Raw genomic sequence first — 12540 nt, forward strand, 5'->3', positions numbered from 1 at the left:
GTGTTGGGGCGATCATGATCCTTCGTACAATCGCTGTTCATGGGGACCTGGTATGGACGTGACGTCACTCGCCGGATGTGGGGCGCCGTCGCCGCGCTGGTCGCGGGCGCGGGCCTTGTGGCGGTGTTGACGCCGCGGGGTTCGGGTTCGCCGTTGCGGGTGGAGGACGGTTGGTCGGCTTCGTTGTTCCGGTCGGCGGTGGAGATGGTGGCGGGGTGGCCGTCGTGGGCCGCACCGGTGATGGAGGTCGCGACGGACGCGGCGTTGATCACGTTGGTGGTGGCGTACACGGTGGTGTCGTTCGTGACGTTGGTGCGGCGTGATGTGGTGGGTTTGGCGGGTTTGTCGCTGGTGGTGGTGGGTTCGACCGTCGCGTACGGGTTGAGTGAGGTGTTGAAGGTCGCGGTGGCCGAGGAGCGGCCGTGCCGTGCGGTGGTGGCGGAGGTCGCGGCGCACTGTCCGGAGGTCGGCGACTGGTCTTTCCCGAGCAACCATTCGGTGATCGCGATGGCGATCGCGACGGGCCTTGCGATGCTGCGGCCGCGGCTTGCGTGGTTGTGGCTGCCGCTTGGGGTGCTCGGCGTGGTGTTGCGGGTGCTGGTGGGCGTGCACTATCCGCATGACGTGCTGGCGGGCGCGGTGTGGGGCGCGGCGGGGGTGGCGGCGACGCTGCTGGTGTTCGCGGGCCCGCTCGGGCATGTGTTCACGTTCGTGTTGACGCCGCTGTCGTTCTTCGCGCCGCGGCCCGGCAGGCACGCGCGCCGCGCGCAGGCCGCTGATCCGCGCTGGTCGCAGGAGACGCGGGTGGATCTTCCGGTCTTCCGTGATGATGCGTCGCCGCGTTGAGCTATCCGTCGTGTCGCCAGGAGCGGGTGCGGTCGTAAGGCCGGAACCCGATCTGCCGGTAGAGGGCTTGCGGGACGGGGTAGGCGGCGTCGCCGCGTGGGCTGACGATGGCGCGGGTGGCTCCGGCGTCGGCGAGGGCGTGCAGGGCGGCGAGGCAGACGGCGCGGGCGAGGCCGTGTCTGCGGTGGGCGGGGTGGGTGCCGACGGGTTCGATGAGTCCGACGTGGTGGGCGGGGTCGTGCCACAGCAGGCATGAGGCGGCGAAGTCGCCGTCGGGTGCTTCGATGATCCAGTCGAGGTCGGGCCGGTAGGGCCAGGTGCGGGTGAGGGTGCGGTAGGCGTCGGTGGTGAGGCGGCGTGAGTTCCAGGCGGCCTGGTGGACGGCGACGCGGCGTGGGTGGTCGGCGGGTCCGTGGACGGCGCGGGCGGTGTATCCGTCGGGCAGGGTGGGGGTGGGGAGGTGGTGGAGGTCGCGTTCGTGGAGGGCGAAGAAGGGGGCGTCGTCGGGCAGGGGCCGGTAGCCGCGTCGGATGAGGGCGTCGGCGATGTGGTGTTCGCTGTCCAGGACGCTGATCTCGTGGGGTTCGCCGTGGGTGAGGGCGGCGAACCAGTCGAGGATGGTGGGCAGGAGTGCGGGGTGGGCGGGGTCGATTTGGAGGCGGAGGTCGTCGGGGAGGTGGGCCCAGGCCCAGGCGACGACGTGGCCGTGGTGTTCCCACAGGGTGATGGGCCAGTCGGCGGTGGGGTCGAGGAGGCGTCCCCAGGCGAGGTCGCCGACGTGGTAGGGGGCGGTGGGTGACCAGAGGCGCGTGGTGAGGGTCTGCATGGCCCGCAGGTCACGGTGGTCGCGGTAGGGGCGGGTGCGGTAGGGGCGGGTGGTGGTCATGCGGGTGATCGTCGCAAGGTGTGGGGTGTTCAGGGGGTGTGGTGGAGGTCCACGGCGGTGATTTTGAGGTCGGTGGCTTCGATGTCGGGGGTGCGGGGGGTGCAGTGGGCGAGGGTGGTTTCGTCGGGGAGGTCGGTGAGGGGGTGGGTGGTGAGGCAGGCTTCGAGGGCGTTCTCGACGGCGGTGCGGGCGGCGTCGAGGGAGGCGTCGGGGTCGGCGGCGAAGGCGTCGGGGTCGGTGACGTGGAGGGTGGCGCGGGCCTGGACGAGGACGGGTTCGCCGTCGGGGCCGTGGGCGCGGGCCCACAGGTCGACTTGGCGGGGGGCGACGGAGACGCTGAGGGCGTCGTCGAGGAGGGGGATGATCAGGTGGGTTCCTGGGGGTTTGACGGCGTGGACGCGGCCGCGTCGGGTGACGCGCAGGCGGCGGTCGCGGCTGACGCGGCGGACCGAGCCGATCGCCAGGAGCAGGACGAGCAGGGCCGCGCCGATGAGGGAGCCGAGCAGGTAGTCGGGTTCGCCCACGGACGCCTCCTTCGGGTGGTTCTTCCACGGTCGCGCGGGTGGGGCGGTGCCGGTATCGGGTCCGTCCCCCATGTTGGGTGTGGTGGGGCCCGCAGGGTGTGATCACACCCCCGGGTTGGTGATCTTGTCCTAGGATGCGTCGCATGTCTGGGGAGATCGGGAGAAGGCTGGCGGACCGCTATCTTCTGCTGGAGGTCCTGGGCAGTGGCGGTATGGGGACGGTGTGGCGGGCCAGGGACGAGACCCTGGGCCGTGAGGTGGCGGTGAAGGAGCTGCGGCTCGCGCCCGATCTTGAGCGGGAGGCGCGGGAGCAGGCGGCGGAGCGTGCGGTGCGGGAGGCGCAGGCGGCGGCGCGGCTGCGTCATCCGGGTGTGGTGGTGGTGCATGACGCGTTCCTGGTGGAGGGCGCGCCGTGGATCATCATGCAGCTGTTGGACGGGTCGTCGTTGGACGGGGTGTTGGCCGAGCGCGGTGTGCTGCCGCCTGAGGAGGTCGCGCGGATCGGGTTGGACGTGTTGGCGGCGGTGGAGGCGGCGCACGCGGTCGGGATTCTGCACCGTGACATCAAGCCGGGGAACGTGTTCTTGACCGGTGAGGGCCGTGCGGTCCTGACGGATTTCGGGATCGCGACGGTCGAGGGGCAGGCGACGATCACCCAGTCGGGCATGCTGGTGGGCTCGCCTGGTCATATCGCGCCGGAGCGGTTGCGGGGTGAGCGGCCGGGTCCTGCGTCGGATCTGTGGTCGTTGGCGGCGACGTTGTATCGGGCGGTGGAGGGCAGGCATCCGTTCGGTGCCGGCGGGCCGATGGCGGTGCTGGCGGCGGTGTTGACGGCCGCGCCGCTGCCGCCGTCGCGGGCGGGGGAGCTGGGTCCGCTGCTGCTGCATCTGCTGGCGCGCGACCCGAACGCGCGTCCGGCTCCTGCGGTGGCGCGCGCGGTGCTGGAGCGGGTCGCGGCGGGCCAGCCGTCGGGTGACGTCCTCCTGCCGCCGCTCCCCTCAGCGCCGCCCCCCGAGCCGACGGTTCCGGCCGCGTTCGCCCGCCGCAACAGAACCCGCTCGGGGCCGCTGCTGCTGGCGGGATGTGTGGCGGCGACCGCGGTCCTTGCGGCGACGGCGACGGTGGTGGTCGCCGCCGACCGGCGCGCCCCGGCCGGCGTGCCGACGCAGACCGCGACGGTGGCCGCGCCGACGCCGTCGGCGGTGACGCCGTCGCAGGAGGTCGCGCGGTTCACCGTGCCGCTGGACATGTGCGCGCTGGTGCCGGTCGCGAAGGTCCGTGAGCTGATCCCGAATTACACGCGCAAGGAGGGCGTCGCCTCGGGTGACGCCGATGCGCCGGCGTGTTCGTGGGACGCGCCGGGCGCGGGCATCTCCCTTGAGGTCCGCCGTCCGTTCGGCGGGCCCGATCCGTGGTCGGCGACGACCCCGGCCCGCGCGCATGACGCGTATTTGACGTTCCTGCGCGCGGCGGACGGTTCGGACAAGGTGATCTGGCATTACGACGGGATCGGCGGCGAGTCGATCACGTCGGGTCCGGCGACGAAGGCCGAGAAGCTCGACGGGATCGGGGACGAGGCGTACACGAAGGACACCTATGGGCGGCTCGGCGCGCAGATGACCGATGTGGTGTTCCGGGTCAGCAACATCGTGTTCGAGGTGACGCACGCCGATGTGACCGATAGGACCGGTAAGGCGAAGATCCGGGCGAAGGCGCAGACGATGGCCCGGTGGGTCGTCGCGGCGCTCGACGGGAGCTGAGGGATGCAGATCGCCGGAAGATACGCGCTCACTCAGCCGCTCGGCCACGATGTGCATCTGGCGTGGGACGGCGCGCGCGGCGCGCAGGTGTTCGCGCGGCGGGTGGCGCTGCCGCGTGAGCTGGGCGACCGCGCCCGTGAAGCCCTCGCGCAAGACGTCGTGCGGGAGGCCGCGGCGGCGGCGCGGGTCCGTCACCCGGCCGCCCACCCGGTCCTTGACGCGGTGGTGCACGAGGGGGAGCCGTGGATCATCGGCCCGCCGATCGCGGGCCGTCCCCTGCACGACGTCGTCGCCGAGGCCGGGCCGCTGACGCCGCAGGCCGCCGCGCGGATCGGCGCGGACGTCGCGGGCGCGCTCGCCCGCGCCCATCTGATCGGCCTGACCCACGGTGACGTGCGGCCGGGCCGGGTGTGGGTGACGGCCGAGGGGCGTGCGGTGCTGACGGGGTTCGGCGCGGGCGCGGCGCTGCGTGAGGCGTCGTCGGTGGGGACGCCGGGCTACACCGCGCCGGAGCTGCCCGCCTCGCCCGCCCCGGCGGCCGATGTGTGGTCGCTGGGCGCGACGGTGTATTTCGCGGTCGAGGGGGTCCCCGCGTTCGGCGGGGATGACGCGATGGCGGTGCTGAGCGCGGTGTTGACGGCCGAGCCGCGCCCGTGCGCGCGGGCCGGCGACCTCGCCCCGGTGCTGGGCGGGTTGCTGGCCAGGGAGGCGGCGCGGCGTCCGGCCGATCCGGGCGCGGAGTTCGCCGGGCTCGCGGCGCGCGAGCGTGGTGTGCCGGTGCGGGCGTCGGTGCTGGCGGTGCTGGCGGGGTGTGCGGCGGTCGCGGCGGCGTCGGTGACGGCGATCGCGACGACGCTGCTCAGCTCGCCGCCGCCCGCCGTCGCCGGTCCGCCGGTGCAGGGGGCGGCCGATCCGGGGAAGTTCGCTGCCGCGCCGCGCGCGTGTGACCTGTTGAGTGATGAGCGGGCTGAGGAGCTCGTCGCGGATTTCGTGCGCAGTGACAGCGGGGGCGGCAGCCGCCGCGAGCCCGACACGTACTGCCGGGTGTACGGCTCCGGGTCGATCGACGGCCGCTCGGTGGTGACGGAGCTGTATGTGCTCAAGCCGGGTCCGGTCGGCGACGGTCCGGCGACGGCGCGTGAGTTCCTCGCCGGGGCGCGCGCCGACGCGCCCCGCGCGGTGTCCAGCGACGGCACTGTCTCGCCGGTCCGTGACCTGCCGGGGCTGGGTGACGGGGCGCTGGCCTATGACCTGTTCCGTCCGACGCTGTCGACGCGGGCGACCCGTGCCGTCCTGATCGTGTCGAATGTCGCGGCTGTGGTGTCGTGCGAGCAGAAGGACAAGACCGGCATCGCGGGCCTTGCGGGTGAGTTGTCGGGATGTGCGGAGAAAGCGGCCGGGTGGGTCGCCGAAGCCCTGGAGAAGACCGGATGACGCAGCCCGCACCGCCCCTGGCCGGGCGCTACCGCCTCCACCAGGCGCTCGACCCCACCGGCGCGGCCTGGCAGGCGGCCGACGAGCTGCTGCACCGGCCGGTCACCGTCCGGAAGGTCCCCGCCGAGGCGCTGGACGCGGTCCGCGCGGCGACGGCGCTGCGGCACCGGGGCGTCGTCACCGTCCACGACGTGCTCACCGACGACGGGCAGGCGTGGGCGGTCACCGAGCCCGCCGACGGCCGCACCCTGCTGACCGCGGGCCTGCTCACCCAGGCCGACGCCGTCGCGCTCGGCCTCGACCTGCTCGACGCGCTCGCCCACGCGCACGCCCTCGGGATCGTCCACGGCGCGGTCGAGCCCGCCAGGATCGTCGGATGCGCCGACGGCAGGTTCGCGCTCACCGGGTTCGGCGCGCCGCACACCTCGCCCGCGCACACCCCGCCCGACCCCGACCGCACCCCCGCCACCGACCTGTGGGCGTGGGCCGCCGCGCTGTACGCCGCCGTCGAGGGCCGTCCCCCGTTCGCGTCCCCCGAGGCGCTCCGGCACGGCCACCCCCTTGCGGCCGTGCGCGCGCCCCGCTTGGCGGCCGTGCTGCTCCCCGCCCTGCACCCCGACCCCTCGGCCCGCCCCGACGCCCCCACCCTGGCCGCCGCGCTGCGCCGTCTGGCCCCGCGCAGCGGCCCACGCCGCGTCCATCCCGCGCTGCTGGCGATCGGGGCGGTCGCGCTGGTCGCGGTGACCGTCCCGGCCGCCCACGCGCTCACCGCCCCCGACGCGACCCCGAACCCCGGCCAGTCCGCCGCGCCCGTCCTGGCCCAGATGCCGGACGTGTGCGCGCTGCTGAGCGGGGAGCGGCTCGAGCAGCTGGTGCCCGGCGCGGACGAGCCCGTCGGCTACCAGGACGGCGCGTGCACGTGGCGGACGAGCTTCCGGGCGGGCGACATGCCGGGCACGCTCACGTTCAGCCTGGAGGTGAAGGTCGAGCTGAGCGACGACCCGCGCGGCGCGCTCGCCCGCGCCCGGCAGAGCGCGGGCTTCGGCGGCGGCCGCGTCCGCGACCTCGACGGGCTCGGCGACGACGCCTTCGTGCAGGAGACCACCCGCGACTCCGCCGGCTCCGGTGCGCGCACCAGCGTCGAGGTCGGCTTCCGGCAGGCCAACGCCGTCGTCACCCTCGAGCTCACCCGGAGCGGCGGGGCCGTGTCCGCGTTCACCGACGCCGCCGTGCGCGGCGCCCACTGGACCGCCGAGGAGCTCCGCCATGGCTGACCGCCCACCGCTTGCCGGCAGGTACCGGCTCGACAGCAAACTCGGCAGCGGCGGCATGGGCGACGTGTGGAAGGCCCATGACGCTTTCCTCGGCCGTGTCGTCGCCGTCAAGGAGGTCCGCCCGCCGTCGGGGCTTGACGCGGCGCGGCGTGCGGAGTTCTGCGAACGGCTCCTCACCGAGGCGCGCGCCGCCGCGGCGCTGCCGCACCCGTCGATCATCACCGTGCACGACGTGCTGCGGCAGGACGACCGGCCGTGGATCGTCATGGACTACATCGACGGCCCCTCCCTGGAGGCCGTCCGCACCCGGCAGGGGCCGCTGCCGCCGCGCCGCGTCGCCGAACTCGGCCTGCAACTGCTCGACGCGCTGTGCCTGGCGCACGCGCGCGGGATCGCCCACCGGGATGTGAAACCCGCGAACGTGCTGCTGAGCGGCGACCGGGCGATCCTCACCGACTTCGGCATCGCGACCGTCGCAGGCGACGCGCGCGCCGCCGCCGAACAGGGCATCGTCGGCTCACCCGGCTACATCCCGCCCGAGCGGCTGAACGGCGTCCCCCACGACCCCCTCGCGGCCGACCTGTGGTCGCTGGGCGCGACGCTGTATGCGGCGGTGGAGGGGCGGCGGCCGTTCGAGCGGGCGAACGCGCTGGCGATGATCGGCGCGGTCCTCACCGACGACGCCGCGCCGCCGCACCTCGCCGGGCCGCTCGGGCCGCTGCTGATCGCGATGCTGCACCGCGACCCGCAGCGCAGGCCCGCGCCCGCCGAGATCCGCCGCGTCCTGGAGGGCGTCGCCGGGCTCGCGCCCCGGCCCGCCGCCCACCACCCGGCCGCCCCGGCGACGCCGCCCGGGTTCCCGGCGACCGTGCCGAGCGCGGTGCCGCGCTCGGGCCGTCAAGGGGCGGCGTTCCTCCTGGCGGGCTCGGCCGTCGTCGTCGCGATAGCGGTCGGGGTGGCGGTCGCGCTCGGCGGCGGGGAAGCTCCGCGTGAGCCGACGCCGTCGGGCGGCGGGCCCGTCACCGCCGACCCGGCCGCCGCGCCGAGCGAGCCGTGCGACCTGCTGACGGCCGCGCAGGCCGGCGCGCTCACCGGGCAGGCCAAGGGCACGAAGAACGACGCGGCGACCTGCGCGTGGGGCGATCTGAAGGTGACGCTGCGGATTTTGCCCGCGAAGGACGGCAAGTCCGCCGACGACGTCGCCAAGGACGCGTTCGCCCTGCTCAAGCGGCAGGCGACCGGATCGGCGGGCACCTCCTCCGACCCGGCGGCGACCGCCGTCACCACCCTCCCGCAGGACCTGCCGGGGTACGGGGACGAGGCGTTCAGCCAGCACTCCACCACCACCGGCGTGTTCGAAAGCGCGGGCAGCACCGTGTACGCGCGGGTCGGGCACGTCATCGTGCAGGTCGCGCGCAGCGGTGAGCCGTCGGAGGCCGCGTCGCTGCGTGACACGACGTTGCAGGCGGCGCGGCACGCGCTGGACAACCTCAAGGCGTGAGGGTCAGCGGCGGGCCCAGCGGTGGCACCGCCACTGGCCCGTCACCGTGACCTGCTCGCCGGAGGGGGCGGCGAACGGGGCGTCGGCGAGGGTGACGGTCCGCGCGTCGACGTCGACGGTGACGCCCGCGCCCTGCCGGTTCTGGAACACCGCGGGCGCCCACAGCAGCGCGCTGGGCGGCGCGCCCTCGTCGACCGACACGTGCAGGCTCAAGTGGACCTCGCCGTCGCGGTAGGTGTCGACGGTGAACCGCTTCGTGCGGCCGAACGACCGGCACGTCACCTTCGCCTTGCCGAACTCCGCGCGGACCGCGCCGCTGAGCCGGACGTCCACCGGTTCGGGGTTCGTGCCGAACGGGGCTCCGTCCCGCTGGAATCCGCCGCTTTCCACCACGAATCCGAAACCGATCAGCCCCGCCACCATCACCCCGGCCGCCGCCAGCTGCCCTCGATGCCCCACCGTGCCACACCTTTCGTTGCTCACCCGGTGTGACGCCTGCGCCCCGCCCCCGGTTCGCCTTGACAGGCCGACGCGCGGGCGCGTGTAATCGTGGCGCGGCGGGCGGGGGAGATGGGGCGGATGAGCGGCGAGAGACAGCGGATCACCTCCTACAGCCGCGACGGCCTCACCTTCGACGTCACCGACCAGGGACCGCTCGACGGCGACGTCGTCATCCTGCTGCACGGATTCCCGCAGACGTCCCGCTGCTGGGCGCGGCTCGCGCCGCTGCTGCACGCCGCCGGATACCGCACCCTGGCCCCCGACCAGCGCGGCTACTCACCCCGCGCCCGCCCGCGCGGCAGACTCGCCTACCGGCTGTCGGCCCTGGTCGGCGACGTCGTCGCCCTCATCGACACCGCGAACGCCGGTCGGGTGCACGTCGTCGGGCACGACTGGGGCGCGGCCGTCGCCTGGACCCTCGCCGCCACCCGCCCCGACGCGCTCGCGACGGTGACCGCACTGTCGGTCGCGCACCCGGCGGCGTTCCTGCGCGCCATGTTCACCAGCCGGCAGTTCCTCAGGTCGTGGTACATGTTCGCGTTCCAGCCGCCCTGGCTGCCCGAAGCGGTGCTGCGGCGCATCGCACGGCGCTCCCGGCCCCGCCTCCTGGCGGGCCTTTCCGTCGCGGGCCTTGAGGATGACGCCGCGCGCGACGTCGCCGTCCTCGAGGCGGGCGGGCTCACGCCCGCGCTGCACTGGTACCGGGCGATGCCGTTCAACCCGCCGGGCCGTCTCGCGCCCGTCACCGTCCCCACCCTGTTCGTCAACAGTGACGCCGACCCCGCGCTCGGCCCCGAGGCCGCCGCCCTCACCGCCCGGCACGTGAGCGGCCCCTACACCGCCCACACGCTGCGCGGCGTCGGCCACTGGATCCCGCAACAGTCCGCCGACGACGTCGCCGCCCTCCTCATCCCCCACCTGAACGCCCACCGGTAACCGCCCCTGCTGAAGGGTCACCTTTGCGAACGAAGCTGCTCCTTCCCGCCGTCCTCCTCGCGATCGGCGCCTGCAGCACGGACGCCACGCCGCCGTCCCCCACCCCTTCGACGGAGGCCGCCGCGCCCGTCGCACCGGGGATGCTCTACCGCTCCTACGGGTCTCCGCCGCAATTCCCCGCGGGGCGCTTCTACCGGTGGGCCCCCGGCGAGACGGAACCCGCGCAGCTCCCGGTCCCCGCCGAGTTCCGCGACAACCCCGTCGCCCTGTCCCTGGACGGGAAGACGTTCGCGAGCTGGAACACCACGGGCGGCCTGTCCGCGCACTGCCCACACCGCAAGGGTGGCAGCCGGTGGTCCTTGGGTCGTTCTCCCCCGACGGCCGCCGCCTCGGCGTCCTGTTCAAACCCCGCACCGGCGACGACCGGTTCCTCCGCTACCGAAGCGTCGTCTTCGACACCCGCACCGGAAAACCGGTGGACCTGCCCGACACCCTCACCCGCGCCGGAATCCTCTACCAATCCGACGGAACCGCCATCGCCCGCGTCGGCACCCCCGACGACGACTCCCGACCGAAAACCTTCCACCTGCTCGACGCGGACCTCAACGAGCGGGAGACCATCCCCGAGCCGCCCGCCCTCGCCCCCCTCACCTGGCTCGGCCAGTTCCCCGGCTGACCTGCGCGCCGCGTCCGGAACAGGCTCCGCACGGTCACCGGGGACGGGCAGGCGCGCGCCCGACCGCACCCGAGGGACAGGGACAGCGTCCTGACCAGCGGTAAGAAGCGGCGGTCGAGGGCGTCGCCGAGGACGGGGAGCAGCCGCCGGACGCACCGGGCTATGGCGGCAAGGAGACAGGTCACTCACCTGGCCGTCACATGACGCGACCACCGGATACGGGCACCACCCAGCATTGTTTCCCTACGTTCCGTGGCAAACCGGTCACCCGGCACGTTGACGCGCAGCGGAGCCGTCGCTCTACTGAGCGTCCACCGCACCGGCCCCCGATCCGCGAGGGACACCCATGACCACCCCCTACACCGAGCGCCTGCCCGGCTTCACGCTCGCCAGGCTCACCGTCGACGCCCTCATCCCCCGCCTCACCCTGCCGCTGGCCGACGCCGTCGCCGTCGAGGCCGACCGGATCGCCAAGGACATCAACGCCCAGGTCCTGGACATGGTGACGCTCCCGCCGACCGGCGAAGGCGTCGAGGCGCGCGGCGCGTGGCTGAAACTGCTCGGCGAGCTCATCGACGCGCTGCACGCGATCCGCGCCGACGCCAGGGCCGCCACGATCCTGGACGGCCCGGTGTACGGGTCGTCGGAGGCCATCCACGCCGCCGTCCAAAGGACCGGTGACGTGTTCGTGCGGCAGGAACCGTACGGCTACGACTTCGTCAACGACGAGCTCGACGCCGTCATCGCCCAGGCCGACTACATGAGCGGCGACACCTTCGGCGTCCACGCCGCCCTCACCCTCAACGACACGACGGGGCTCGCGTTCTTCTACGAGCACGGCTCAGAGGACCACATGCGGCGTGCGAACACGCTGCTGCGGTTCTACAACAGCTGCCCCCTGGCCGGGAAGCGGCGGATCGCGCTGATCCCCGTCACCGACGCCCGCAAAGCGTACCGGTACAGCCAGGAGGGGTACTTCCCCAAGAGCGTGTTCCCCTGGGGTGTGCCGAAGATCGTCGCGCGGACGCGGGTGTGCCTGGCGATCGGGAACGCGACGCGGCTGGTGGCGGCGGCGTACAAGACGATGTCCCCGGCCAAGGCGACCGCGGCGTTGCAGGCGGCGTGGCTGCCCCAGGGCTGGGAGACCGGTGCGGCCTCGCTCGTCCCGCACGGCGAGACGATCGCGCAGTGGGTCGCGCGCAAGCGGTTCGACAAGTCCAAGGCGTACGCGTTCCTGTGGTTCCGGCGCAGCGGCGCGCTCGGCGGCGCGCACCCCGAGCTCGACACGTGCGTCACCGCGACCCGCGACCTCATCAAGACGATCAAGCGGAACGGCCTCATCGAGAACGCGGCGATCGTGCTGGTCGGCGACGCGGGCCACGGCATCACCGACGGCGTCGACATCGACCTCACCGAGTACTGGAACGACAAGCGCAGCCCGTTCATCAGCGGCGACCGGCGCATGCAGCTGGCGCTGTTCGCCTACCTGGTGAAGGCCGGGTACAACCTGATGAACATCGGGATGCGCAGCGGCGCGCTGGAGGGCCCGGCGCTGCTCGGCGTCCGGACCGTCTACCTGGAGGAGATCTACAACCTCCAGGAAGGGCGCATGGACCAGTGGCAGGGGGTCGTGCCCGGCTACCGCAGGATCGAACTCGGGCACGTCCCGTCGGCCGAAGGACGCAAGGCGCTCGCGGCGACGCTCGCCAAGAACGTCACCGACAACGACTACGAGCTGAAGGACGCCGCCGCCTACGCCGCCCAAGCGCTCGGCAGGGGCACCGCGCAGGGCGTGTTCGAGGCGATCTTCAAGGCCGCCAACGGCGTCGGGACCGCCTCCACGACCCTGAAGTACGACCCGTTCTCCGTCGGGGAAGCCTTCACCGCGCTGTGCGCCCAGTGGCAGCGCGACCTCGGCGTCGGGAGCCTGCGCGACGACCACTTCGGCGCCGACTGGGCCGACTTCGCCTGGCGGGTCAAGTCCGGCCTCCGCGCCGCGCACGCCCTGCACAAGGCGCTGGTCAAGCAGCGGATCTGCGCGGCCTACAAGGGCCCGGACGAGGGCCTCAACGACACCGACAAGGCCAAGCTGTGGGACGCGGTCGGCGGCACCATCGACACCTGGCAGATCGTCGGCAAACACCACTAGCCGGGCGGGCCCGGACGCGCCGTGCGGGCGTCCGGGCCTGCGGGCCGGGCCGG

Annotated in this window: 11 protein-coding genes; 8 read left to right on the forward strand and 3 right to left on the reverse strand. The window is 73.7% G+C overall.

What is annotated here, in order from left to right; all coding sequences use genetic code 11:
* Positions 1–39: 39 nt before the first annotated feature.
* Entirely contained in the window at positions 40–846 is an 807-nt protein-coding gene (locus tag R9X44_RS29320) for a phosphatase PAP2 family protein (RefSeq protein ID WP_319817563.1), read from the forward strand.
* A gap of 1 nt (position 847) precedes the next feature.
* Here R9X44_RS29320 and R9X44_RS29325 read toward each other — a convergent pair whose 3' ends face one another.
* Together R9X44_RS29325 and R9X44_RS29330 are read right to left on the reverse strand one after the other, a co-directional pair.
* Complete coding sequence (locus R9X44_RS29325; protein ID WP_319817564.1) at positions 848–1732, reverse strand: GNAT family N-acetyltransferase; 885 nt, start codon at positions 1730–1732, stop codon at positions 848–850.
* Positions 1733–1761: 29 nt separating this feature from the next.
* On the reverse strand, positions 1762–2256 hold the full coding sequence (locus R9X44_RS29330; RefSeq protein ID WP_319817565.1) for an SPFH domain-containing protein: 495 nt from the start codon (positions 2254–2256) through the stop codon (positions 1762–1764).
* A gap of 143 nt (positions 2257–2399) precedes the next feature.
* Here R9X44_RS29330 and R9X44_RS29335 point away from each other — a divergent pair, with 143 nt between their 5' ends.
* Genes R9X44_RS29335 through R9X44_RS29350 form a run of 4 tightly spaced genes read left to right on the forward strand, consistent with a single transcriptional unit; the run spans position 2400 to position 8225 of the window.
* A complete protein-coding gene (locus R9X44_RS29335) occupies positions 2400–4016 on the forward strand; it encodes a serine/threonine-protein kinase (protein WP_319817566.1) in 1617 nt (538 codons plus the stop codon).
* A gap of 3 nt (positions 4017–4019) precedes the next feature.
* Entirely contained in the window at positions 4020–5450 is a 1431-nt protein-coding gene (locus tag R9X44_RS29340; RefSeq protein WP_319817567.1) for a protein kinase domain-containing protein, read from the forward strand.
* The gene (locus R9X44_RS29345) at positions 5447–6724 is read left to right on the forward strand and encodes a hypothetical protein (RefSeq protein ID WP_319817568.1); all 1278 of its coding nucleotides are present in this window, start codon (positions 5447–5449) and stop codon (positions 6722–6724) included. Before R9X44_RS29340 ends, R9X44_RS29345 begins: the two co-directional genes overlap by 4 nt.
* A complete protein-coding gene (locus tag R9X44_RS29350) occupies positions 6717–8225 on the forward strand; it encodes a serine/threonine-protein kinase (RefSeq protein ID WP_319817569.1) in 1509 nt (502 codons plus the stop codon). Before R9X44_RS29345 ends, R9X44_RS29350 begins: the two co-directional genes overlap by 8 nt.
* A 3-nt stretch (positions 8226–8228) precedes the next feature.
* Here R9X44_RS29350 and R9X44_RS29355 read toward each other — a convergent pair whose 3' ends face one another.
* Complete coding sequence (locus R9X44_RS29355) at positions 8229–8684, reverse strand: hypothetical protein (protein ID WP_319817570.1); 456 nt, start codon at positions 8682–8684, stop codon at positions 8229–8231.
* A gap of 120 nt (positions 8685–8804) precedes the next feature.
* On the opposite strand from R9X44_RS29355, the gene R9X44_RS29360 reads away from it, so the two are divergent.
* From R9X44_RS29360 to R9X44_RS29370, 3 genes are all read left to right on the forward strand, one after another.
* Entirely contained in the window at positions 8805–9662 is an 858-nt protein-coding gene (locus R9X44_RS29360; protein ID WP_319817571.1) for an alpha/beta fold hydrolase, read from the forward strand.
* A 352-nt stretch (positions 9663–10014) separates the two neighbouring features.
* Positions 10015–10338, forward strand: coding sequence for a hypothetical protein (locus R9X44_RS29365; protein WP_319817572.1), 324 nt, complete (start codon positions 10015–10017; stop codon positions 10336–10338).
* 346 nt (positions 10339–10684) lie between these two features.
* Positions 10685–12487 carry a hypothetical protein gene (locus R9X44_RS29370; RefSeq protein ID WP_319817573.1) on the forward strand — a complete coding sequence of 601 codons (1803 nt, stop codon included), beginning with the start codon at positions 10685–10687 and terminating at the stop codon, positions 12485–12487.
* Positions 12488–12540 lie beyond the last annotated feature (53 nt).

This window comes from Actinocorallia sp. A-T 12471 (assembly GCF_033875155.1).
Lineage (GTDB): Bacteria > Actinomycetota > Actinomycetes > Streptosporangiales > Streptosporangiaceae > Actinocorallia.